Source organism: Paenibacillus sp. D2_2 (assembly GCF_031199965.1).
Lineage (GTDB): Bacteria > Bacillota > Bacilli > Paenibacillales > Paenibacillaceae > Fontibacillus.
The window spans coordinates 362,671-386,425 of sequence record NZ_CP133605.1; the positions used below are offsets into that span (position 1 = coordinate 362,671).

Sequence of the window (23,755 nt, forward strand, 5' to 3'; positions counted from 1 at the left end):
TCACGGAGGATTCTGATGATATAATGATTAATATTTCCTCGAATTATCGGAAGCTCCAAGGAGGATCGTGCTATGTTCGAGTTATCGGGTTACGAGACCATGGGCAGACTGAACGGCAATGAAGAGATTGAGTTGTATCGGCTGCGTCGTCTTTCGGACGGACAAAATGTGATTGCTAAGACGACTTGTGAAGAGTATCCACAGCAGATACTAGTAGATTCTTTTCACTACGAGTTAGATCTTCTTCTTAAGCTGGACGGGAGAGGGACGGCAGAGGCTTACGGACTGCAAATGCTGAGAAGTCGGCCTGTTTTGCTTCTGCAGGATCATGGTGGCTTAACACTCGATCAATTACTGCGATCTGGTATCGAGTCATTTGATTTAACAGCCTTGCTTGAGATAGCTGTAGAGATCGTCCGGTGCCTTACTCATCTTCAACGTGAGAATATTACGCTCCATGAGATTATTCCTCTTCATATCTATGTAAATCCAGCTACGAAGGCTGTCAGATTTATTGATCTTCGCTCATGCTCTACCGATCTGAATAAGAGCCCGCTCTCCATTACAAGCAGCAGACCTGAATCGGTATTACCATATATGTCACCCGAACAGACAGGAAGAACGGGGAGAAGTTCCGATTTCCGCTCCGACTATTATTCACTTGGTATCATATTGTATGAACTGTTATCGGGCAGCCTACCATTTGATCCTCAGGATGTCTCGAACATTGTCTATCGCCATATTGCCCGTGCTCCAGACCCTGTACATCTCAAGTTCCCTTCCATACCTGTAACGGTCTCGGATATTCTCGGAAAATGTATGCAGAAAATGCCGGAGGACCGGTATTCCAGTGCATATGGGATCAAGTATGATCTGGAGGAGTGTCTGCTCCGCTATCAAGCCTCAGGGAAGATCGATCCCTTTGTTCTGGGCAGCCATGATGTTCCGGAGAGATGGGGTGCCCCCATAGGATACTATGGACGGCAAGAGGAACAGCGGCAGCTATTAGTAGTATTAGAGCAGGTGTGCGAGGGAGAGGCGCAAGGGGTATGGATACGAGGGGAGTGGGGGATCGGGAAGACCTCTTTTGTTCAGAGGACGATTCTAGATACAGCCTCCTATGAAGGGTTCTTCGCTCAAGCCAAGTCGGCCTCTAATTCGTCTGCGCCCCCGTTTGATGTGTGGATACAGCTCATTGATGAATTAATAGGCAGGTTATTCATGGAGAGTAAGGTACATATTGAGATTTGGAGACTTCGTGTATTGGAGGTATTAGACGGTCTAGGACAATTGCTAATTGAACTGGTTCCTAGACTTGAACTGTTGATTGGCGAGCAGCCTCCGGTACAGCCACTGCCGTCGTTAGAGGCGCAGCAACGACTCCATCTGCTAATGAACGGTTTATCCAGGTATTCACGCAGAAAGGCCAACCGTTGGTTCTATTCATCGATGACCTGCACTTGATTGATGAAGCTTCTTTGCAATATCTTATTCATTTATTAAAGGATTCCGAGCTGAAGCATATATTAGTGATCTTGGCTTGCAGAGATATTGAAGAATCGGTCCCAGATTCCATAATGCTACTGAAAGATTGTCTGGAGGCATTTCATTTTAAGATGAGTGGTATTCATCTACAGGGGCTTAGTCAAGTTGATTTACGGCAATTACTCAAGGATACGATCCACTATGATGAGTCCGGAGACGAGCGGCTGGTCCAGACATTATTCCATAAGACGGGAGGAAACCCACTGCTCCTCCAACGTCTTCTACAGGACTTGATTGCAGAGAGAAGGATCATTTTTGATGAAGAGATTCGCGGATGGCGCTGTGATCTGCAGTATATAACCAGTATGAATGTGCCGGGAAATGCGGGATCTTACGTAGCGGATAAACTGAAAACCCTTACGGAACAGCAAGTGGGTATATTGGGACAGGCGGCATGTCTAGGGGATAGATTTAGCTTGGAATTGCTCAGTCTCATCTCTGAATGCTCCATAGAGGAAGTTAAGGAGATATTGGGGTTCGCTATTCAGGAACACTTCATTCATCTTATTGGGCATGGACAGGCATATCAATTTCTAAATGATTACGTAAGGCAAGAAGCTTATGGGCTAATTCCCGAGTCAGAGCGTCAGAAAATACATTTGAGATTAGGCATTCATTTAGCGGAACAATTGCCTAATGGAGATGAGTCCAGTGTGTTTACTGCGGTGAATCATTTGAACAAAGCCTTGAATCGGCTCGGTGACCCTAAGCATAGAAGACATGCGGTAGAACTGAACCTGCAAGCTGGCTTGAGGGCCAAGCAAGCTACGGCCTATGAGACAGCGCTCGTCTACTTACGAAATGCAACAGGTCTGCTGACAGAAGAGTATTGGGAACGCGATTATGCACTAGCCTTTCAGATTTATCGGGAACGCGCTGAAGCAGAATTCCTCTGCTCCCATGTGGAAGAGGCGGAACGATTGTTTAGCCTGCTGCTCCATCGTACAAAAAGTTCTCAAGATAAGGCACTTGTATATATGATCAAGCTTCAATTGGAGTCCTCCAATGATCATCATGAAGAGGTCATATCTTTGGGTGCAAGAAGTCTGGAATTACTAGGAGTAAAGCATACCTTTGAACCAAGCCAAATCGGACTTATAATCCGCCTTCTAAGGGTAGGCTTGAGGCTGCGTAAGCATTCGCCGGAGACTTTGTGCGAGCTACCAGCCATGACAGATGAGGCCAGTAAGGCGGCCATGGTGACATTGGTATATACAAACAATGCCTGCTTCCATGTGAATCAGAAGGGCTGGGTCTCTTCCATTTGTACGATGATCGAGATGACATTGGATCATGGAATAACCCCGGAGGCCTCTATCGGTTTTTCAGGATATGCGCTGTTACTTAGCTTTCAATTTCAACGTGATGAAGAGGCCAATAAATGGGGAATGATGGCCAGCGAGTTGGCCAAGCCCTACCCTGTGCTCTATTCTAAAGTGCTTACTTCCTTCTCACTCTGCACAGAAAGCTGGCGCCAATATGATCCGGGATTACTTGATACTTTTCGCGAATACGCAGGAAAGGTCGGGCTCGAGTCCGGAGATTTATGGCAGGGAAATCAGAGTGTTCTGATTAGTGGGGCGATGCTTCTGACCTACGGGCATCCCCTCGGGGATATCTATGAGAGACTACTCTCTCACTCAGGGGATTTTCTGAGGCATAACAATAGCTATCATCTGAAGCTGATAGCGGTATTTACCGCTGTTCTTGAACGTTTGACAGGATATAGATCTACAAATGACCCCTTTGCGTCGATAGATATAACCAGCAGAGAATTCGTCCAGTTTGTCCATGGTGATGAGTTAAATATGGTCCAGGAGCTAGTCTACATCCATCAATACTTGTGCGGATATATTTTTGGAGAATATCAACAAGCGCAGGAGGCACTAGAACAAGCTGCGGTTATTGCGGAATTTCGCTTAGAAAAGTTTGATTATATAATCCAGGATACTTATGAATCATTGGTGTGGGCCAAGCTATACGAGCAAGCATCTGTAACTGAGCAGCGACAATATAGAGCAGGTATACGCAAGCGGTTGAAGAAATTGAAGAAGTTCGCCGATCGCTGCCCTCACAACAATTTGCACAAATATCAGTTGGTAAGAGCAGAGTTATACCGGATTAGCGGCAAACGGCATGAGGCGGAAGAATGGTATGAGCTGGCGATTGGAACCGCACGCAAATATGGTCATATCCATGATTTGGCTATGGCTGCAGAGTGTTGCGGTCAATATTGGATCGGAAGAGACAGGCTGCAATTAGCGAAGCTCTACCTATCAGAAGCTTATGAAGCATACAGTAAGTGGGGAGCGACTGCAAAAGTGGCTTCTATGGAGCGGCAATACGGCTACCTGCTGCATAGAAGACGGGAACAGGGCCTGGAGAATATCGATTATGTATCCGTCATGCAGTCGGCACAAGCGCTATCAGGAGAGATGGAAATGAACCGTCTGCTTCATAAGCTGATGCGTATTATGTTGCATAATGCCGGTGCAGATTCAGGAGCGCTTCTATTCGTTCAGGATGGGAAATGGGTGATTGAAGCATACGGGACCCCTGAGGATCTCCATATCCAATCTATCCCGTATGAGGAGGATTCAGCTCTTATTCCATCAGCTATTATTGGCTATGCAGTCAGAACCAAGGAAGAGATCGTGCTTCATGAAGCCTCAAAAGAAGGGATGTTTGCGCGAGACCGTTATATCCGTGACCAGGGATTGAAGTCGGTCATATGCTTACCTATCATGTATCAGAATAAACTGATCTGTCTGCTCTATATGGAAAATAAGCTGTCTGCCTGCATATTCACCCAGAGCGGCTTGATATATTGAGGCTGCTTGGCTCACAATGTGCAATTTCCATTGTCAATGCCAGGCTGTTTACCGGGATCCAGGTTCTTAAGGATAGTCTGGAAGAGCAGGTTGCCGAGCGTACCAGCAGCCTGGAACTATCGATGCATGAGACAGCTGTCGCTCTGGCCGAAGTATCGATCTATGAAGACCGGAATCGGATCGCCCAGGAAATTCATGATATTGTGGGTCATACGCTCACTTCGACGATTTTGCAGATCGAGGCGGGGAGACGATTGTTCCATAAGGATGCAGAGGCTGCTTCCGGGCGCTTGAAGGAAGCGCAGGAACTGGTCAGACACAGTCTGAATGAAATCCGCGGAGCTGTACATATGCTGAAGGATGACAAGCATGCGGATTTCATGCCGATCCTGAAGCAGTTGATCCGTGATACAGAGCGTAATACGGGAGTGGCTATTCAGGCCTCCATTTACGAACTGCCTGAGCTGTCTACGACTCAGAAGAAGACGATCTATCACGCTCTGCAGGAAGGTCTAACGAATGGAATCAGGCATGGTGGAAGCACGGAGTTCCATTTCAGCCTACGAACGGTGGGTTCTAACATCGAGTTCAAGCTTAAGGACCGGGGTCATGGGGCAGAGCATATCAAAATGGGTTTTGGACTGAAGGCAATGAAAGATCGGGCCGAGCAATTAGGGGGAGCCTTGCTATCGAGACGCAATTGAATCAAGGCTGTGAGATCGTGATAAATTTGCCTTACGCATCGCGTTGGATTGGGGAGAAGGTATGAAGAGAATTTCAATAGTGATTGCTGATGATCAAATGCTGACGCGGGAAGGTCTGCGGACGATCCTCGATCTTGAGGATGATCTTGAGGTCATAGGTGTTGCTAGAAATGGCGAAGAAGTCTGTGATATGGTTGAGACACTACGACCGGATCTTGTGCTGCTCGACATCCGTATGCCGATCATGGATGGAATTAGTGCGCTTAAGCGAATTAAGCAGAGTCACCCAGATGTATTTATTCTTATTCTGACGACTTTTATCGAGACGGATTATATTGTAGAAGGCTTGGCTAATGGGCGAGCGGATACATGCTGAAGGATATGGACGCGGATAAAATGATTGCTTCAATCCGTGATACTGTAGCTGGACAATTTGTTCTGCCCGCAGCGGTTGCAGCGAAACTTGCGACACGGATGAGCCGGTTCAATGAGGAATATGAGAATTGGCAAAGATCGACCCAAGAGCATATTAAGCTAACGGAGCGAGAGGAAGAGCTGGCTCAGCTAATTATCAAAGGCTTGAATAACCGAGAAATTGCTGATGCACTGCATATTGCCGAAGGTACTGCCCGGAATTATATTAGTAATTTATACAGTAAGTTAGAGGTTGTTGATCGGGCTCAGGCGATCGTTCGTTTGCAATCGATCATTTGATGTTATCTCGTATAATACGGGTCTTCCCGGGATATGTATAATCGGGTACTGGATAGTATACGTTGATTTTTTACATAATCAGGTATAAATTCTCCAGTCCCCGACTATATTATAAGAGTGTGTTTCAAGCACACTAGGAAAGTTAGAAATGGCCTCAGTACGGTCCATATTTTGTTACAGGCGTTAATGATGGTGACTTGAATCATTCTTTACACAGAGTTGTAGGCAAAAGAATTCAAATTATTACAGTTGATTATTTTGGTGAAGTCAACTAGAATGAAAGTAATTGGAATTTTGACCTGAACTCACATATTGTAGAGGGTTATGATTTTAAGCGCGTAGCCTTGTGCAATATGTGATTTTTATTTTTAACAAAATATAGAGGTCATATAAATTTATTTTTGGAGGTAATATTCATGGAAACAGGAACAGTAAAATGGTTTAACGCAGAGAAAGGTTTTGGCTTTATCGAAGTTGAAGGCGGCAATGACGTATTCGTGCATTTCAGCGCGATCGTTGGCGACGGTTTCAAATCTTTGGACGAAGGCCAACGCGTTGAGTTCAACGTGGTACAAGGTAACCGCGGTCCTCAAGCTGAGAACGTTGTTAAACTGTAAGCTTGCCTGAAGATAATATGCCCAGACGTTCAAGTTTGGGCATTTTATTTTACCAGCTAATCATTCCAGATAGGAAAGAGGGATGCTTCATGTACAACTCGCGAAAAAAGCAAATGGAGGAAATTCCTGAGGAAATCACGGCCATATGGTCTTGCTCGAATGAAGATTGCAACGGTTGGATGAGACGTAACTTTGCTTTTGTGAATCACCCTACTTGCCCTCAATGTGGGTCTACCATGGTGGAAGATGAGCGGATGCTCGCAGTATTGACCAATACCAGCTTCAATTCCCATGCACAAATCCCAGAATAGCGTAGTAAACTACTTCGAACGAAATGCGAAGAGGAGGTAAGTGCCGAATTAATCGGTCAAACCGAATCTGGACTTTGGATATTGAAGCAAGAAACCTTAGAAGACGGAGTAACAAATTATATGATTAATTCTAAGAATTAGACTGATGCGCGGTACAATTTCCGGTGTCAGTTTTTTTGTTGTCTACATATTACGGCTTACGGTACCATGGCTTCGGAATGGATGCACTAATCGTGATCTAAAGGCTTGTTATTACAGGCAACTAGGATATAATGAGCCATAATGGTCTTGCATCACGAAATATGGGAGGCTCATAATAATGCATACATGTCACAGTCTAATTAATCAACTTGCGGCGGCCAATATCGATCGTCAAGGAACCTTGCTCGTTCATTCATCCATGAAGAGTATTGGTGAAGTGGATGGAGGAGCCGATACGGTTCTGGCCGCACTGAGCGAATATATGCAGGAGGGACTGCTCGTTCTTCCGACACATACCTGGTCTTACATTAATGCAGATAATCCGAAGTTCTATGTGGAGTCTTCTCCATCCTGCGTCGGCATTCTACCCGAACTGTTCCGGGGCGCGACGGTGTTATTCGTTCTTATCACCCGACACATTCCGTAGCAGCACTAGGCGAGGACGCGGTTGAGTTCGTAGCTGGGGCGGAATTATGCGATACGCCTTGCCATAGGGAATCCCCATGGGCAAGCTGTTGGACCGACAAGCGACGATTATGCTTCTAGGCGTAGATTTAAGACGTAATACCTTCATTCATGGTATCGAGGAGTGGATAGACATTCCTGGCAGGATTACGGACAGCCATGAGCAGCTATTCGTTGTGCTTGGTGATGGAACGGAAATTTCGGTACCTTCCCGGCGTCATTTTGGTTTATCGTGGTCTGAGCATTTCTGGAAGGTAGAGAGCATACTTGAACGAGAAGGGGCTATTCGTAAGGTGAAGTTCGGCGACGCCGATGCCTGGGTATGTGATACAGTGCAGATGACGGATATATTAACGGAGATGCTGCGTGTAAACCCGGATTTGTTTTCGGATAATGAGCCACTGCTTGAAGAAGTAGCCCGTTAATGGATATATACCTATAGATGTTGTTCAAAAAGTCCACTTTTGATCACGAAGTTAATCAAGAAGCTATTCGGCATTGAATCTTGAATTCAGCCGGGTCCTCCGGTGCTCAGGTACAAACTACGTACGCTCCGCTCCTCAGACCCTAGCTTTATCTAACCTTCTCGGTGCTGAAAACCGACCTTTTTGAACACGCACTTATACAGGGGGAGGGACAATGAAGCAATTTGAAATTGTTGAGCAGCCAATTGAGGTACAGCCTTATATCGATTACGTACTGCATCCGGGTGCGGGTGCGGTGACGGTCTTTACGGGACATGTTCGTGAATGGACTCAAGGCGTGAGGACTCTATACTTGGCTTATGAGGCATATATTCCGATGGCCGAGAAAATGCTGGCCCAAATCGGCAGAGAGATTGAAGAGAAGTGGTCAGGCTCCCGTGTTGCGATCGCACATCGTATTGGGGAGCTGCATATTTCTGATATTGCTGTGGTCATCGCGGTCTCTTCTTCGCATCGTAAGGCAGCATATGAGGCGAATGAATACGCGATTGAGCGAATTAAGGAAATGGTGCCGATCTGGAAGAAGGAAATTTGGGAGAATGGTGAAGAATGGATCGGTGATCAGCGGAAGAAGCCGGAGCCAGATTCGAGATAAGATACACCCACCCTGGCGTGGATGAAGAAGGGAAGCGGCCATGAAAATAGAACCGATGCGCGATCAACTGCAGAGGCCGATACGAGATTTGCGAATATCCGTGACGGATCGTTGTAATTTTCGTTGTACCTATTGCATGCCCAAGGAGATCTTTGGGGATGACTACAGGTTTTTGCCGCAAAGAGAGCTGTTAACCTTCGATGAAATCACTATGGTGGCCGAGCTGTTTGCTTCTTTAGGCGTGAAGAAGATCCGTTTGACAGGTGGTGAGCCGCTACTGCGCACCGATTTGCCATCTTTAGTAGGGAAATTAGTGAGCATCGACGGAATCGAGGACATCGGCCTTACGACTAACGGACTTCTATTGAAGCAATATGCGGAGCCACTGCTTGCTGCAGGATTGCGCCGGGTCAATGTCAGTCTAGATGCGCTTGATCCGAAGCTGTTTGGTCATATTAATGGCCGAGGCATCAAGCCCTCACGCATACTGGACAATATTGAATATGCAAGACAGATCGGGCTGCAAGTCAAAGTCAATATGGTAGTAGAGAAAAGTTTGAATGAGCAGGAGATTCTGCCAATGGCAGCCCATTTCAAAGAACGTGGCATCAAGCTATGCTTCATTGAGTTTATGGATGTGGGCAATGACAACGGCTGGAGCATGAAACGAGTCATTACCAAACGAGAGATTCTGGAGACACTCTCTTCCCGGTACAAGCTTGAGCCGCTGGACAGTAATTATTTTGGCGAAGTAGCGCAGCGCTATCGGTATGAGGATGGATCGGCTGAGGTTGGCTTTATTACCTCAGTATCGGAGTCGTTCTGTACCACATGTACTCGTGCTCGTCTCTCTTCAGAGGGTAGGATATATACTTGCCTGTTCGCATCAGAAGGTTTTGATCTGCGCCACATGCTGCGTAGCGGGGCCACTAAGCAGCAATTGCTCAACGCTATACGTGGCGTTTGGGAAGCCCGCCACGACCGCTATTCCGATGAACGAACCGAACAGACGGCGAGAGCGCGCAAGAAGATAAATATGTCCTATATTGGTGGATAATCGAAAAAAATAAAAAGAGCAATCTCTGCATCATCAATCGATGAGCGGGGGGTTGCTCTTTTTTGATGTACAGGGAATTGTAAGATTTTGCATTCGACATTAGTGATATACTAACACCATTGTCTAAAATCGACTTAATATTCAATGCGAAGGATGTGAGCTCATGTCAAACCGTAAATGGTCGCTCGGGCTGATCGTCCTCGTTATCGTGTTCGGTTACATTCTGATCCAATTCTTCTTTTCTACGATGAAAATAAATGATCTGGTACGGCGAATGGGCCCGGATAAGACGGTGGAATCCTCGGTCAAATATGTTGTACTGATATCTCAGGAGCTGGACAACGCGTTCTGGCGGGAAATGGAGAAGGGAGCCGGGAATGAGGCAGAGAAGCTGGGGATGAAGCTTGTCTACATGGGGCCGATCCGGAGCAATGTGTCAGAACAAATTAGGTTGCTGGAGAAATCCATTGCTTTGAAGCCGGATGCGATCATGGTCCAGGGAATTGCCGATCCGGACTATGAACAGCTGATCAATAAGGCAGTTGATCAAGGAATCCCGGTCATTACGGTGGATGCGGATGAACCGTCGAGTCGGAGGTTGGCTTATGTAGGTACGGATAATAGGGCTGCTGGTAAGCAGATGGGTGAACTGGTACTGAAGGATCATGCAGGTAGTGGCAAGATTGGGGTTATTATCGGCAGTGAAATGTCGGACAGCCAGCGCTTGAGACTTGAGGGGTTCCGATCTGTTATCACTTCGGTTCCGGGTATGGAGATTGTGGACATTCGTGCTTCGAATATTTCACATATTGGCGCGGCCAAGCAGACGAGAGATATGCTGAGCCATTATAAGGAGATTGAGACAATTGTCGGATTCAGTTCCTTGGATGCAGGAGGCATTCTTGAAGGAGTAAAAGCGATGGGCAAGCAGGGAGTACGGGTGTATGGATTCGATAATCTAGAAATAACACGTCAAGGCATAGCCCAAGGTGAGATTATCGCTTCTATCGTCCAGCAGCCACAGGAGATCGGATCCAAGTCGATTGATTTGCTCAGCGGTCTATTTAAGGGAGACAAGCTTACCGGACAGTATTTCATTCCGACCTATGTCCTGGATCAAGCACAAATGCAGGGCGGAGGAATCAGCCCATGAATATGCGCAAAATGCTGTTTATCGTCATTCCGGCGTTGTTTATTCTAAATAATGCGGTATCTTTCTTTATTTTTCAGAGCGGGCGCACGGTACAACTCAGCTATAATATGATGCTGGACCGGGTATTACTATACAAGCAAATAGATGAGCAGACGCGGAAAAATCTGAGTGCGATTAATGTATTTCTTATGGATCGTAGTGATAGTAGCCTTGAGCAGTATAGGGAGAAAAATGAGGATCTGAAGCAGTTACAGCTTGACCTATCAGGACAAGAAGGAATTGAATCAGACGGGATGATTATCCGCGGTTTCCGCCACTTGCTGTCGACCTTCATCTCCCAAGAACAGAGCATCCTCAGCGCTCTCGAGAGCCCGGCTCCTCTTGCTTATGCCACGGCTTATACGGAGGCCGAGACGACCGCGGAGTTCATCCGGGAAGAAGCCTACCATCTCATTGACTTGGAGTTAAGTTATTATCAGCCGTTTTACAAGAAGATTCTTGTTCAGACCGAAGTGATGAATCATTGGGGGATTGCGGTCTTTGTTCTGAATACAATTATTAGCGTGATGTTGGCTTATTGGATATCGTTGCGGATTACGAGGCCGATTCAGGAACTGGTGGAGACGGCACAGCAAATTTCCGAAGGAAATCTGCAGGTGAGCCCTCCTTTAATCAGTGCTCATAATGAATTTAGCGTACTATCCGAGGCATTTGGACAAATGCAGAATAATCTCCAGCTGCTGATTGAGAAAGAGAAGGAAGGACTGGAGAAGGATCGGCTTGTGAAGGAACTGGAGCTGGAAGTACTGCAGAATCAGATTAATCCGCATTTTCTGTTCAATTCTCTGAACGTGTTGTCCAAGCTTGCTCTGCTGGAGGGAGCGGAGCAGACGAGCGATCTAACTGTCTCCATGTCCAATCTACTTCGTTACAATCTGCGGAAATTAGACCGTCCGGTGACGTTAAGGGAAGAAGTGGAGCACGCCAAGGAATATTTTCTTATTCAGCAGGCTCGCTTCCGGGATCGCATTCGCTTCGAGACGGAGATCGATGAGGCAGGTCTTGCTGTATTGGTGCCTGTGCTGACTTTGCAGCCTATTCTTGAGAATGGGTTCGTTCACGGCATCGAAGGTATGGAAGAGGGAGCTATGGTTAAGCTGAAGATCTCATGTGAACCCGGTGAGACTAGAGTAGCCATCTCTGATAACGGAGTCGGCATGAGTAAGGAGGTTCGTGATTCGCTGCTGAATTTTGATTCAAATCGGTCCGGATCGCAGGAGGCTCCCGAGAAGGGGCATTCTACAGGCCTTGGCACCCGTAACGTATTCAAACGCCTGGAGTTATTTTATAACAAGAAAGATATGATCGATATTAAGAGCGAGCCGGGAAAAGGGACGACAGTGATCATCCGAATTCCTTTAACAGGAAAGGAGGAGAGGCATGTATCGCCTACTGATAACAGATGATGAAGCTTTGGAGCGGGAGGGAATTGAGTGGATTGCCACTCGGATGATGCCGGACACCTTCGAGATTGCTCATGCGGAGAATGGGAGGATGGCGATTCAGAAGGCGGCCGAGTTCCATCCTCATATTGTCATGATGGATGTAAGAATGCCGGGTATTCAAGGGCTTGATGCCCTGAAGGAGATTAAAGCGCAGAATCCCGATGTTAAAATGGTAATGATCACCGCTTATGAATACTTCGAGTACGCCAAGCAGGCGATATCCCTGGGAGTCCGAGAGTATTTGGTAAAGCCAGCGAAGAGGGCTGAAGTGGCGGCCGTATTGGAACGACTTGTTCAGGAGATTAAAGAGGAGCGAAATACACGGAATGAACAGCTGACGGTAAGAGACAAGTTTCTGCAGCTACTGCCTCTCGCCGAGACAGAAATTGCACTTCATTTGATGGCGGACCAGGTGAATGAGACTGAAGTGGAACAACTGGCCGATATTCTAGGGCTGTCTATCCATAGAGGCTGTGCACTGGTACTTGCTTTTCCTGAACTTGGAGATGAGAAGAAGCGGGTGTATGAAGAAGTCAAAAATCTGGCGCATGAATTGATCAAAGAGCCCTTTACCTCTATTGTCAGCTCGATGGTGCATCATCATATGGCAATCTTTCTACTCGGTAATTCGCAGGGGGAAGACTTCAATACGGGAAGAGTCGGCGCTTCTGGCCGATAAGCTGGCTGAGAGACTTCGCCAACATTGCAGTACGATAATATCGACAGGCATTGGTTCAGTCCAATCAGGGACCCAGGGTATCAAGCGGTCTTATTATGAAGCCGTATTTGCATCCAAGTATGACCAATGGGGAGATATCAACCGCTTCGAGGATTTGAATATCGGCGAGACGGAAGTCTCCGGCAGAATTGAAGACAAGCTATTCTCCCTATTCGTTCAGATGGGGAGAGCTCCTATGTAGACTTGGCCATTCGGCAAATCCGTGAGGAGCGGGAACAGAGCACACACAATATGTTGGAGAAAGCCGTGGCATATATACACAGCAAATTCCAGGAGGATCTCTCGCTTGAAGATGCAGCAGAACATGTTCATCTCAATCCTTACTATTTCAGCAAGTTATTCAAGCAGCAGACCGGAGAGACCTTTATCGACTATGTTACGAGACTTCGCATCGATAAAGCGAAGGTGATGATCAAAGATAGCGGGCTCAGCCTGAAGGAGGTATGTTATTCCGTCGGGTATAAGGATCCCAACTATTTCAGCAGAGTGTTCAAGAAGGTTACAGGGGTAACGCCGTCGGAGTATAGACTGCAGCTTCAATAGATGACAAGTCCATGTGTCTTTAGCGTGGACTTTTTTGTGATGAGAGACGAATTTGTGCTAGCTCATATTCCTTGGGAGGAACAGTGATGGATGGGGGATTAATTTTATGCTGGCATTGCACAATTAAGTGAAGGGATTCGAACGTAACCCAGAATAGTCCCGTGTTACAATGATTCTGGATTTCAAAGAGGTATCTGAAATCAAGAGGAAGTTTAACATAGAAGGGACGTCAGATGATGAACTCAAGTATACCGGAACAAGGCGATCGAGTTAGTATGAAATTCGTGACCTTGGTGTCTATAGTCGCCGCTCTGGGCGGGTTATTATTTGGTTTTGATACAGCTGTAGTATCTGGTGCGATTGGTTTCATGCAGCAGCATTTCGACCTGAATGAGTTCCAGGTAGGCTGGGCTGTCTCCAGCTTGATTATCGGTTGTATTGCCGGAGCCCTGTCCTCCGGAGTGTTGAGTGAGAAGTATGGCCGCAAGAGAGTATTGATAGCGGCGGCGATCCTGTTCATTATTGGGTCCGTCTTCTCGGCGGTACCGAATACGTTCAGCGAGTTCATTATCGCTCGTATGATTGGCGGAATTGGAATCGGGATTACATCTACCCTATGTCCCTTGTACAATGCGGAGATTGCCCCGGCCAAATATCGCGGCCGTCTCGTAGCATTGAATCAGCTGGCAACGGTTACAGGGATTTCGCTGGTGTATTTCATCAACTTATGGATTACCGGCTTGGGAGATGAAGCTTGGGACATCTCGACCGCTTGGCGTTGGATGTTTGCCTTCGGCATCATTCCAGGGTTGTTATTTCTAGTTCTGCTGTTCTTCGTACCTGAAAGTCCAAGATGGCTGATTAAGCAGGGCCGGGCAGCGGAATCCCTCCCGATTCTGGTCAAGATTCACGGTGAGACGTTAGCGAAGCAGGAAGTGCTGGATATCAAGGAATCGTTCAAGGTAGAGAACGGTTCGATCCGCCAGTTGTTCAGTCCAACTCTAAGGCTGGCTCTGATCGTTGGCGTCGGACTAGCAGTACTCCAGCAAGTGACTGGGATCAATGCAGTGCTGTATTATGCGCCGGAAATTTTCAAACAGACGGGTGCAGGTACCGATGCAGCCCTAATCCAGACGATCTTCGTCGGAGTCATTAATCTTCTGTTTACCATTCTAGCAATTTGGCTGATTGATAAAGTTGGCCGCAAAATGCTGCTACTGATTGGATCTTCAACGATGCTGATCTGTCTAATTGTTATTGGAGCTGCATTCCAGACGGGCCATACTTCGGTCCACTGGTACTGATCTTCATTCTGGTCTACGTGGCCGCCTTTGCTCTATCCCTTGGACCGGTAGTATGGGTAGTCATCTCTGAGATCTTCCCGAACCGGATTCGCGGAAAGGCAACGGCGATTGCGTCGATGGCTCTATGGACTGCTGATTATGTTGTATCTCAGGCCTTCCCACCGATGCTCGCCTCTGCAGGCCCAGCACTGACCTTCTGGATCTTTGGTCTTATGTCTCTTATTGCCGTAGTGTTTACTTGGCGTAAGGTTCCTGAGACTAAGGGCAAATCGCTGGAGGAAATCGAATCGATGTGGGTTGCTAAATAGCAATCTTATTATAAGCAAGGAATATCAGAGATAGCAGTTGATATACTATGAAACTTACGAGGGGCTTTCCATTATGGAAAGCCCCTCGTAGTATGTTCTAGCTAGTCTGTAAGACGTCGTCGAACTCTTTCTCTACAAACAATACATATCAAGAGAGATTGAAAACTGCAATAATGCATCTTTTTTGGCATGAAATCGTCTGTTTTTGTGAAAAGCCTGCAAATGCGGTTCGGCCCCCTAAATCTGGAGTCTGACCCGAGTAAAATACTGTATTCGTAGTCTAACGCTATATTTTAAAGTTTTACAAAGATCTATAGAACTGAGACCGATCTTCGAACTGCATAATCCAACTAGAAAATTGGAGTGGAGACATCCGTTTCAGACTGCCATGCATTCTTCGGTTGTTGTAGAAATCGATATAGTTATCTATCGATTCATAGGCGGCCTCCATCGTCTTGTATTCCATTTTGCTGAATAGATTTTTCTCCACAATACTGTGGAACGACTCAATATATGCGTTCATATTTGGAGTTTTAGGAGGGATTCTTTCGTGTGAAATGCCCCAATTTTCACACGTATCTCCAAATAAAGCACTGATAAATTGAGGTCCATTATCTGTTCGGATCGTGGGTAGCGATTCTCCTGGCTGGATCCGGGACTCTAGTGCCTTTCCCAGAACTTGAATTGCATGAGTAGCCTTACATTCAGAGCCTCGGTAATAGCTCACAATAGCGCGGTCGAATACATCAATGATACTGAGCAGGAAAAAGAAGCGGTCACGTCCTGCTACGTAACCATATTTAATATCCATTTGCCATAACTGATTCGGACAGGTGACTAGACGATTTCTAGGCAATCGACGAGGATGCTTCGATCTTCTCTCTCGATACTTTTGGAGAATCCCCAATTCACGACACAAACGGTAAGCTTTCTTATTATTCAAAATGAGACGGTGATCCTTACGGAGGCACTCAGCAAGCAATTTATACCCATACTCGTTCTCTTCGCCTTCTGTAAGCTCTACGAACCACTCTTTAATCTGTTCGTCGCTTATTCTGGTACCGTTTTCCGTTAGCGAATAACCTGGGCATGGACGCCCTTTACGAATGCGTGTTACAGGCTCATCATGTTGGCCTATTCTTTTTTTTCGTGCATAATAGCTTGACTCAGCCAACCCTAAGATTCGCAGTACCAGTGCTGCATAATATCCCTGCTTAATAAACTGGTCTGCTATTTCGAATCTTTCAGATAAGCAGGGTTCTTCTTTTTAAGAGTTCACGCAGGATTTCGATTTCTAATTCCTTTTCGCCTAGGATCTTTACAGCGGTTTGGTATTTCTCTTCGACTTCCTGCAATCTTTTTAATTCCTGTAGCTGTTCATCTGCAGCGGGTATCTCATGCTCTTCGATTTGATCTCGATACTCCCTGATCCAACTACGAATAGTCTCAGGATGAACTCCATACTTACGGGACAATACGGCTACCTTAATCCCTGCTAGTGCCTCACGGACCACCTGTAAACGAACTTCTTCATACGCTTTATTCTTTCGTTTCATTTCGAATCTCCCCTTTATAAATAGTCTAATTTATTGGAGGGCAAGACTCCACTTTTATTAGGGGGCCGTGAGGAATGTGCAGGCTTTTTTCGCCTATATCATTGGATTGTGCTGAAATCAAAAGAAAAGCCTGCATAAATGGTCATACCCCTGTCAAGTAGACATATAAAAAAAGCTAAGCTGCTAGCGCGCACCGGTACTCAATCGGTGCGCGTTGTTTCAATTTGGCTTGAAAACGGTGATAGTTGTAGAAATAAATATAATCTTCTACTGCTTGCTGAATTTCTGCTCCTGATCTACACTGTTTAATATACAGCTTCTCTGTTTTGAGATGCGAAAAGAAGGATTCGATGCATGCGTTATCCAGGCAGGTTGCTTTGCGAGAGTGGCTGCCTTTAACGCCGAGTGCTTCTAATTGCGTGTTGTATGCCTGAGACGTGTATTGGAAGCCCTGATCCGAATGGAGCACGGCTTCCGAAACGTCTCTTTTCTTTGCCCATTCTTTTACTGTATCTAGTACGAGTTCAACATCGTTACGTTCTGACAAATTCCAGGCGACAATCTCGTTGTTAAATAAATCTTGGATGACGGATAAATAATAAAATTTCTTTCCGTCGGAAATATAGGTAATGTCAGTGACCATTTTTTGCTGCGGTGCTGTAGCATGGAATTGGCGCTTTAAGCGATTGGGATAGACAACAGAAGGCGTATAATTGGACTGTTTTCGCTTTCTCCGTATCACCGATTGGATCGATAATTCACTCATGATCCTCGATACTTTTTTATGATTCACCTTGTAACCGGCTTCCCATAAGGCGGTCATCATGCGCGGGTAGCCAAACTCTGGGTGTGCAAAATGGATAGCCATCATATGTTCTTTAATTCCATGATCCTTGTCTCGCCTTGCCTCACGCTCAGGGTTTGTGGCTCGCCATTTGTAATAACTGGCTCTTGGTATTCCTGCAATGGTTAGCAAACGTGTAATGCCGTGAGAGCCGCGTAGTTCTTCCACTATTTTATAGTTCTCTTGCTGGCTGGGGGCTTCTCCTTTACTAGATTTGGATACCGCTTTTTTAAATAATCTACCTGTGCTTTCAGGTAATCTCGCTCTTCTTCGACACTTCCAAACGACGTACGTGGACGTCCCTTCAGTGGATTTACTTCACCTTTACTCTTACCAAGTGACTCACCGTTTTTCCACTTCTTCACCCAAACCTTTAGCTGCGAACAATTACGAATTCCCTCTCGTTCGGCCACTACCTTGTAACTTGCAGAGCCTTTCAAATAAGCTTGGACTGCCTTTAATTTGAATTCTTCAGTATATGTGTTGAATGTTTGTCCCTTTCTAGCCATAAAATATCCCCTCCAAGTGTCACTCCAACCTCCATCTTAACATGGAGGTTTTTTTGAGTGTCTACTTGAAGGGGATAATACCAAAATGCAGGCTTTTCTATATTAAAAGGGGGAGTATCATTTAAAAACTGTATTTTTGTAGGCTTTTCCGTCATCGGCACCTCGAGTATAACATTTCATGCTGATACGACGGATTCTTTGAACACTATCGGTATATTATTGAGCTGCTACTGTATTGTTCTCAGGAGTAACAATGATGACATCTGCATTTGTAATACCTGGTAAGGACTTCGTCATGATTGGCGAATGGTAAACAACGACCTTCATGCCATCTTTCAATTCAGTGTCAGCACCAGGTGCCGGGAGTACAACGGTCTTGTCGGAGATGTTAAGAATAATATCATTCTCTGTTTTATCGTCAGAGCCAACATTGAGATAGACGCGACCTTCGCCTGCACGTTCCGAATTAGCGATGGTTCCTTCTGCTTTGACCGCTTGAGTCGCTTTCACTACGATCTTGTCAGCATGGGTTTGACCAGGGGAGCTCATCGCCATTACGTTGCCGTAGAAGGCATCGATGTAGCTAGCTTCCTTCAATGCATCCGCAGTCAATACAACACCGTTCTCATCGACGATTACCGTATCTTTATCCACATGAAGCATCACATAGTTGGTGCCGCCGCCAAGCTCCATCGGGTTGCCAATCACGGTGATGGCTCCAGTCTTATCATTAACATTCGTAATGACTCCACTAGTACCTGGAGTGAGGTCAGCGATTTCTTCTGTATTTACAACTACATAGTTGGTGGTTGACTGTGCAGGCAGGCTCATCGCTACGGCTGGGCCATAGAATGCTTCTACGCTCATACCAGCCTTGATATCGCCAGCTTCGATAGCCTTATGATTCTGATCGAGGATGGTTACTTTTGGATCAAGATGAAGGATGATTTCATTATTAAATCCGCCATACACATCAGTTCCCTTGACGAAGATGCTGCCGTCTTCTTTCACTTCGGAGACTGTACCTTGAATAGCGCTGAAGTCACTGTCTTGAACGACCAGAGTTAAGGCAGTTCCGCGTGCCGGCATGCTCTTGGTAATGTTCGGTCCGTAGAAAGCTTTAACCACTTTCTGGTCATCGATAATCGACTTCAGGGCAACGGTTTTACCTTTTGAATCGATGATTTTAGTATCCTTGGTGATGGAGAGAATGATCTCGCTTTGGTCGTTTGCAGCCAGACCACGTCCAGTAACAGTAATGAATTTGCCTGTATTATCATTAACGAAATCGGTAATCTTACCCATTGTTCCAGGTACAACCTTGGCTTGAGTGATAGCAACTCCATTAACTGGTGTTACTACTCCTTGTTGTGCAAAAGCTGCTGTAGGTATAGCGGCCATAGCCAGAATCGTTGCGGTTGCTAAAACTTTGAATGGTTTGTTCATTGTAATTCCTCCTAGTTCTATGTGTAGGTTAGTACATACGGCTTGATAAATTGCTAATATGGCATGTCCTTGCATGTTGTTTTCGTACTTATAGACGGAGGCCCTTGAGAAATGTTGCACTAAGAGAGGAAATTTTCATGAGCTGACGTAGAGATATCGTCTCGTGGGCTGTTTTACTGCGATCCTACGTGTGGTACTCTGAATCATAGGATAGCTGCCTAAAAGACGGCTGGATGACAAAAGGAGGCATCATATATGGCAATAAATCAAACGCTCGGATCAGCGTTCAACAACACTACATATCGGCTTTTAGGACATGGACCAAGAAATACCGGAATGCTTCAGTCTGCATTTCATAATATGGATGAGTATACGGACAGCGATATGTATGGTAAAGGGACGCTCATTGAACAATTCCAGACGAAAATGGCTGAATATCTGGGCAAGAGAGCGCTGTGTTCTTTCCTAGCGGGACGATGGCGCAGCAGATCGCACTGCGAATCTGGTGTGACAGGAAGGAGCTGCGTAAGGTAGCTTATCATCCACTCTGCCATCTGGAAATTCATGAGGAAGACGGTCTCAAGAAGCTGCATGGAATTGAACCGATCCTGTTGGCGGATCGTAGCCGTCTAATTACTTTGGATGATGTGGAAAATATGAACGAGAGCATTTCCTGTCTCCTCCTGGAATTGCCGCAACGGGAAATCGGTGGACAACTACCGGACTATGCGGAGCTTGAGGCGATTTCAGCTTACTGTCGTGAGCAAGGTATTAAACTGCATCTTGATGGTGCTAGATTGTTTGAAATCGTACCGTACTATGGGAAGACGGCTGCTGAAATTTGCGCCTTGTTCGATAGTGTATATGTTTCTTTCTATAAAGGGCTTGGCGGTGTAGCTGGAGCCATTCTGGCCGGGGATTCGGATTTTACAGAGGAGTCGAAGCCATGGAAAAGACGGCATGGTGGCGATTTGATTAGTTTATATCCTTATATAATAAGTTCGGATTATTATTTCGAGCAAAGAATCGGAAAGATGACTCAGTACTATGAGGGGGCCAGACACTTGGCCGAAATGTTCAACCGCTGTTCGAAAGCTACGACCTTGCCGGAAGTACCTGTCTCAAATATGTTCCATCTTCATTTTGCAGCGTCTCAAGAGCAAGTGGAGCAAGCTCTGATTGAGCTGTATGAGGAGACAGGGATCGGCATAACTTCGTATCTTCGAACGGTCGAAGAAAACTCATGTTACACAGAGATCAGCGTCGGGGATAAATATGCGGAGCTGTCGCCAGAGCAAATCGAGACATTATTTGCATTGCTGGATCAGAAGTTAAGTTCACTGAGTAATGCATAGTTCTAATTGACTATGAATAAGCAAGCCCACGGCCATGATTGAACTCATTGGCTGTGGGCTTTTTGTCGTCATTCCCACAAACTTCTGAACTATACCATATGTTGAAGTCAAAATTGTCCGTTAATAGGTAAAAATCTAACCTGTATCAAGCCGGATCAGTGACTATGATGAACTACAGTAATTAAAAAAGAGCTGCTCAATGAAAGGGGAAAATCTATATTGAAAGCGCTTTATAAAAGAGTATCAATGGTGTTAATTGTCGGAATGATGCTTCAGGCGCTGGTTCCTGTTCAATCGCTCGTAGCTAAGGTGTCGGCGGATGATGGGATAGAGTCCAATCTTGTTCCAAATGGCGGTTTTGAAGTTGTGGTTCCGACAACGGATAATTCCTGGATTGGCGGGATGAAACCGGAAGGATGGGGCGCTTGGTTAGCCCTCCAAAAGGCTGAGGTGTCTGTTACGGATGCGGTTTACCATTCGGGAGCTTACTCTGTACAGATCAAGCAAAAAGCTGGTGATAGGACAGGACTTTCTATCAATGTACCTGTCTCAGCAGGAGGCAGCTACAGGCTAAGTGCCTGGATTAAGACTGAGGATGTCGTATCTAGCGGCGGGGTTTTTGTCAGAACTAATTTCTACAAGAATGTAAGTGGTATGGATGGCGCCACTAAGGATGAAAAGGTTGGAGATGGGCCGGCAACGAATAAAATGGCGGGAACGAATGATTGGACCCTGCAGGAAACCATCTTATCGGTTCCAGCCGAAGCGAGGTATATAAGATTGGAGCCATTCTTCGAGACCGGCCAGGGACCGTATGGTTTGATGACGTGAACCTTGAACCCTGGGAGGTATAACGGGATTGGACTTGCAACCAAAGTCAGTTTCACTGCGCAAGGGAGATAGTACTGTGTTAACGCCTGTTGTTACGCCACAGGATGCAGAAGCGCAGACGCTTATGTGGACTTCCTCCGACCCGAGTGTAGCCAGCGTGGATGACGGGATAGTTACAGCGAATGAACATGGTAATGCGACGATCACAGTCTCTACACCCGATAGATTAATTCGGGCACAGGCTTTTGTTATGGTGGAATCTACTGAAACGCTGGACGGTTATGATGAACTCAGACAGAGATGGCATGACAAGCTAGTGGGTGGAGTCCAGATGGATATGGACGATTCGGATGTGCAGAACTACATTAGTAATTTTTCAAATCGGATCTCAAATTCTGAAGGGACAGGCATCGCGGACCTGATGGATAAGACATCTGGCGCGCAAAGTCTATGGGCTGGTGTAATTTCCAAAGATAATACCGATTCGGCTGCAATTAGTAAGGCTTATACGATGATTAAGGATATGGCGACGGCATATTCGACAGAGGGAATGGCAAAGTATGGCGATTCTGAGCTGAGGGAAAAGATTATCTCGGCCCTGGATTGGATGTATACCTATCAATATAACGAGAGTAAGAAGATCGTCGGCAACTGGTGGGATTGGGAAATCGGAACCCCACAGGCTTTAATGGATACTCTCGTGCTTATGTATGACGATCTAAGCGAGGAGCAGATTGCCAGATATCTGAAGGTGATCGATACATTCGTACCGGATCCGACGAAGCGTGTGCAGAATGGGAATGTAACTGAGACCAGGTGCGAACTTGCTCGACAAAGCACTGGTAGTTGTATTAAGAGGTGCGGTCGGCAAGCAGAGCTTCAAGATTGATCAGGGTAAAAATGCGATATATGGAGAGTTAAAATACGCTAAGAGCGGTGACGGTATCTATGAGGACGGCTCTTTGATCCAGCATACCAACATTGCTTACACAGGTTCTTATGGTGGAGTATTGATCGGTAGAATGGCCGATTTATTTTATTTGTTCAATGCATCTCCTTGGGAGATCAACGATCCCAGTGCAAATAATGTATATCGTTGGGTTGAGGATTCATTCGAGACGTTGATTTATAAAGGGGCCATACTGGATAACGTTAGGGGACGCGCTATCTCACGGCAGAGCGATTCAGACCACTTAACCGGACGTGCGATCATTCGTACACTGGCACGGTTGGCGGAAGGGGCTCCGGCGGACCAGTCTGCTAAGATCAAGAGCATGATCAAGGAGTGGGTACAGTCTGATACTACATTCTCTAACTATTATGAGAATATGCCAATATACGAGATGAATCTGATCAAAGGGATTGTAAATGATTCTTCAGTTACAGCGCGTGGAGAGCTGGTTAAGCATCAGAACTTTGCGGCGATGGACCGTGTTGTCCACCTACGTCCAGACTTTGGATTTGCGCTTAGTATGTTCTCGCAGCGGATCTCAGCCTTTGAGTACGGCAACGGAGAGAACAAGCAAGGATGGTATACCGGTATCGGGATGACCAGCTTGTACAACAATGATCTGTCGCAGTACAGCAATCAATACTGGCCGACGGTAGATATGTATCGCTTACCGGGACGACCACGGATGGTTATGCACCAGCTGCTAAAGATTGGGCATCGTATTACAATCCGCGAGCTTGGGTCGGTGGGTCAACCCTCGATGGCCTGTATGGAGCAAACGGAATGAATTACTCGCTTAAGGACAGTACGGGAAGCGACTTACAGGGCAAGAAATCCTGGTTCATGTTCGATGATGAAATCGTAGCTATAGGTTCAGATATTTCAGGATCGGCTAACCGTAAGGTAGAGACGATTGTAGAGAATCGGCAATTAAATGACAGCGGTTCCAATAATCTGGTTGTAGACGGTCAAGTGAAGCCTTCTACCCTCGGATGGGAAGAGACGCTGAAGGGAATTAGCTGGGCATATTTACAGGGCAATGTTCAGGGTTCAGATATTGGATATTATTTTCCAGGAAAGACGGACATTTACGGGAAACGTGAAGCAAGAACTGGCTCCTGGAAGAATATCAATGACGACGGCTCGGCAAATCCGATTACGAGGAATTATTTAAGTTTGGCGTTC

Annotated in this window: 17 protein-coding genes and 6 pseudogenes; 18 read left to right on the forward strand and 5 right to left on the reverse strand. The window is 46.1% G+C overall.

What is annotated here, in order from left to right; all coding sequences use genetic code 11:
* Nucleotides 1-72 precede the first annotated feature (72 nt).
* The 14 genes and pseudogenes from RE628_RS01815 (at nucleotide 73) to RE628_RS01880 (ending at nucleotide 15,077) form a co-directional block, all read left to right on the forward strand.
* Nucleotides 73-1,464, forward strand: a complete 1,392-nt coding sequence (locus tag RE628_RS01815) for a BREX system ATP-binding domain-containing protein (RefSeq protein WP_309157130.1) — start codon at nucleotides 73-75, stop codon at nucleotides 1,462-1,464.
* Nucleotides 1,434-4,376, forward strand: coding sequence for a GAF domain-containing protein (locus tag RE628_RS01820; protein ID WP_309157132.1), 2,943 nt, complete (start codon nucleotides 1,434-1,436; stop codon nucleotides 4,374-4,376). The genes RE628_RS01815 and RE628_RS01820 overlap by 31 nt, the downstream gene beginning before the upstream one ends.
* Nucleotides 4,373-5,080, forward strand: coding sequence for a sensor histidine kinase (locus tag RE628_RS01825; protein WP_309157134.1), 708 nt, complete (start codon nucleotides 4,373-4,375; stop codon nucleotides 5,078-5,080). The genes RE628_RS01820 and RE628_RS01825 overlap by 4 nt, the downstream gene beginning before the upstream one ends.
* A 61-nt stretch (nucleotides 5,081-5,141) precedes the next feature.
* Nucleotides 5,142-5,794: pseudogene (locus RE628_RS01830) on the forward strand (response regulator).
* A gap of 416 nt (nucleotides 5,795-6,210) precedes the next feature.
* On the forward strand, nucleotides 6,211-6,411 hold the full coding sequence (locus RE628_RS01835) for a cold-shock protein (RefSeq protein ID WP_068779348.1): 201 nt from the start codon (nucleotides 6,211-6,213) through the stop codon (nucleotides 6,409-6,411).
* A gap of 89 nt (nucleotides 6,412-6,500) precedes the next feature.
* Nucleotides 6,501-6,722: a cold-shock protein gene (locus tag RE628_RS01840; RefSeq protein ID WP_309157139.1), complete on the forward strand. Its 222-nt coding sequence runs from the start codon at nucleotides 6,501-6,503 to the stop codon at nucleotides 6,720-6,722.
* Between the two features lie 319 nt (nucleotides 6,723-7,041).
* Nucleotides 7,042-7,813: pseudogene (locus RE628_RS01845) on the forward strand (AAC(3) family N-acetyltransferase).
* Between the two features lie 214 nt (nucleotides 7,814-8,027).
* The gene (locus RE628_RS01850; RefSeq protein ID WP_309157141.1) at nucleotides 8,028-8,468 is read left to right on the forward strand and encodes a molybdenum cofactor biosynthesis protein MoaE; all 441 of its coding nucleotides are present in this window, start codon (nucleotides 8,028-8,030) and stop codon (nucleotides 8,466-8,468) included.
* Between the two features lie 40 nt (nucleotides 8,469-8,508).
* The gene (gene moaA / locus RE628_RS01855) at nucleotides 8,509-9,525 is read left to right on the forward strand and encodes a GTP 3',8-cyclase MoaA (protein WP_309157142.1); all 1,017 of its coding nucleotides are present in this window, start codon (nucleotides 8,509-8,511) and stop codon (nucleotides 9,523-9,525) included.
* Between the two features lie 163 nt (nucleotides 9,526-9,688).
* Nucleotides 9,689-10,678, forward strand: coding sequence for a substrate-binding domain-containing protein (locus tag RE628_RS01860; RefSeq protein ID WP_309157143.1), 990 nt, complete (start codon nucleotides 9,689-9,691; stop codon nucleotides 10,676-10,678).
* Entirely contained in the window at nucleotides 10,675-12,144 is a 1,470-nt protein-coding gene (locus tag RE628_RS01865) for a sensor histidine kinase (protein WP_309157144.1), read from the forward strand. Before RE628_RS01860 ends, RE628_RS01865 begins: the two co-directional genes overlap by 4 nt.
* Complete coding sequence (locus RE628_RS01870) at nucleotides 12,119-12,862, forward strand: response regulator (RefSeq protein WP_309157145.1); 744 nt, start codon at nucleotides 12,119-12,121, stop codon at nucleotides 12,860-12,862. The genes RE628_RS01865 and RE628_RS01870 overlap by 26 nt, the downstream gene beginning before the upstream one ends.
* 243 nt (nucleotides 12,863-13,105) lie before the next feature.
* Entirely contained in the window at nucleotides 13,106-13,465 is a 360-nt protein-coding gene (locus tag RE628_RS01875) for a helix-turn-helix domain-containing protein (RefSeq protein ID WP_309157146.1), read from the forward strand.
* 236 nt (nucleotides 13,466-13,701) lie between these two features.
* Nucleotides 13,702-15,077, forward strand: a pseudogene (locus RE628_RS01880) (sugar porter family MFS transporter).
* Nucleotides 15,078-15,378: 301 nt separating this feature from the next.
* Here the strand turns inward: RE628_RS01880 and RE628_RS01885 are convergent.
* The 5 genes and pseudogenes from RE628_RS01885 to RE628_RS01900 form a co-directional block, all read right to left on the reverse strand.
* On the reverse strand, nucleotides 15,379-16,311 hold the full coding sequence (locus RE628_RS01885) for an IS3 family transposase (RefSeq protein WP_309159333.1): 933 nt from the start codon (nucleotides 16,309-16,311) through the stop codon (nucleotides 15,379-15,381).
* Nucleotides 16,312-16,321: 10 nt separating this feature from the next.
* The gene (locus RE628_RS01890; RefSeq protein ID WP_309155764.1) at nucleotides 16,322-16,633 is read right to left on the reverse strand and encodes a transposase; all 312 of its coding nucleotides are present in this window, start codon (nucleotides 16,631-16,633) and stop codon (nucleotides 16,322-16,324) included.
* 175 nt (nucleotides 16,634-16,808) lie between these two features.
* Nucleotides 16,809-17,657 (reverse strand): annotated as a pseudogene (locus RE628_RS01895) (IS3 family transposase); the annotation flags it as partial.
* The gene (locus RE628_RS29440) at nucleotides 17,645-17,986 is read right to left on the reverse strand and encodes a transposase (protein WP_375143030.1); all 342 of its coding nucleotides are present in this window, start codon (nucleotides 17,984-17,986) and stop codon (nucleotides 17,645-17,647) included. The gene RE628_RS29440 and the pseudogene RE628_RS01895, both read right to left, overlap by 13 nt.
* Nucleotides 17,987-18,202: 216 nt before the next feature.
* Nucleotides 18,203-19,432, reverse strand: coding sequence for a peptidase (locus tag RE628_RS01900; RefSeq protein WP_309157147.1), 1,230 nt, complete (start codon nucleotides 19,430-19,432; stop codon nucleotides 18,203-18,205).
* A gap of 261 nt (nucleotides 19,433-19,693) precedes the next feature.
* Here RE628_RS01900 and RE628_RS01905 point away from each other — a divergent pair.
* From RE628_RS01905 to RE628_RS01920, 4 genes and pseudogenes are all read left to right on the forward strand, one after another.
* Nucleotides 19,694-20,787 (forward strand): annotated as a pseudogene (locus RE628_RS01905) (threonine aldolase family protein).
* Nucleotides 20,788-21,033: 246 nt separating this feature from the next.
* A complete protein-coding gene (locus RE628_RS01910; RefSeq protein WP_309157148.1) occupies nucleotides 21,034-21,618 on the forward strand; it encodes a carbohydrate binding domain-containing protein in 585 nt (194 codons plus the stop codon).
* A 28-nt stretch (nucleotides 21,619-21,646) separates the two neighbouring features.
* Nucleotides 21,647-22,507, forward strand: coding sequence for an Ig-like domain-containing protein (locus RE628_RS01915; protein ID WP_309157149.1), 861 nt, complete (start codon nucleotides 21,647-21,649; stop codon nucleotides 22,505-22,507).
* Nucleotides 22,443-23,752, forward strand: a pseudogene (locus RE628_RS01920) (polysaccharide lyase family 8 super-sandwich domain-containing protein); the annotation flags it as partial. The gene RE628_RS01915 and the pseudogene RE628_RS01920, both read left to right, overlap by 65 nt.
* Nucleotides 23,753-23,755: the final 3 nt, after the last annotated feature.

Bases quoted from the DNA above. Each gene is read 5' to 3' on its own strand.
- RE628_RS01815 (WP_309157130.1), top strand. From the start codon at position 73: ATGTTCGAGTTATCGGGTTACGAGACCATGGGCAGACTGAACGGCAAT.
- RE628_RS01835 (WP_068779348.1), top strand. From the start codon at position 6,211: ATGGAAACAGGAACAGTAAAATGGTTTAACGCAGAGAAAGGTTTTGGC.
- RE628_RS01840 (WP_309157139.1), top strand. From the start codon at position 6,501: ATGTACAACTCGCGAAAAAAGCAAATGGAGGAAATTCCTGAGGAAATC.
- RE628_RS01850 (WP_309157141.1), top strand. From the start codon at position 8,028: ATGAAGCAATTTGAAATTGTTGAGCAGCCAATTGAGGTACAGCCTTAT.
- moaA (WP_309157142.1), top strand. From the start codon at position 8,509: ATGAAAATAGAACCGATGCGCGATCAACTGCAGAGGCCGATACGAGAT.
- RE628_RS01860 (WP_309157143.1), top strand. From the start codon at position 9,689: ATGTCAAACCGTAAATGGTCGCTCGGGCTGATCGTCCTCGTTATCGTG.
- RE628_RS01865 (WP_309157144.1), top strand. From the start codon at position 10,675: ATGAATATGCGCAAAATGCTGTTTATCGTCATTCCGGCGTTGTTTATT.
- RE628_RS01870 (WP_309157145.1), top strand. From the start codon at position 12,119: ATGTATCGCCTACTGATAACAGATGATGAAGCTTTGGAGCGGGAGGGA.
- RE628_RS01890 (WP_309155764.1), bottom strand. From the start codon at position 16,633: ATGAAACGAAAGAATAAAGCGTATGAAGAAGTTCGTTTACAGGTGGTC.
- RE628_RS29440 (WP_375143030.1), bottom strand. From the start codon at position 17,986: ATGGCTAGAAAGGGACAAACATTCAACACATATACTGAAGAATTCAAA.
- RE628_RS01900 (WP_309157147.1), bottom strand. From the start codon at position 19,432: ATGAACAAACCATTCAAAGTTTTAGCAACCGCAACGATTCTGGCTATG.
- RE628_RS01910 (WP_309157148.1), top strand. From the start codon at position 21,034: ATGGTGTTAATTGTCGGAATGATGCTTCAGGCGCTGGTTCCTGTTCAA.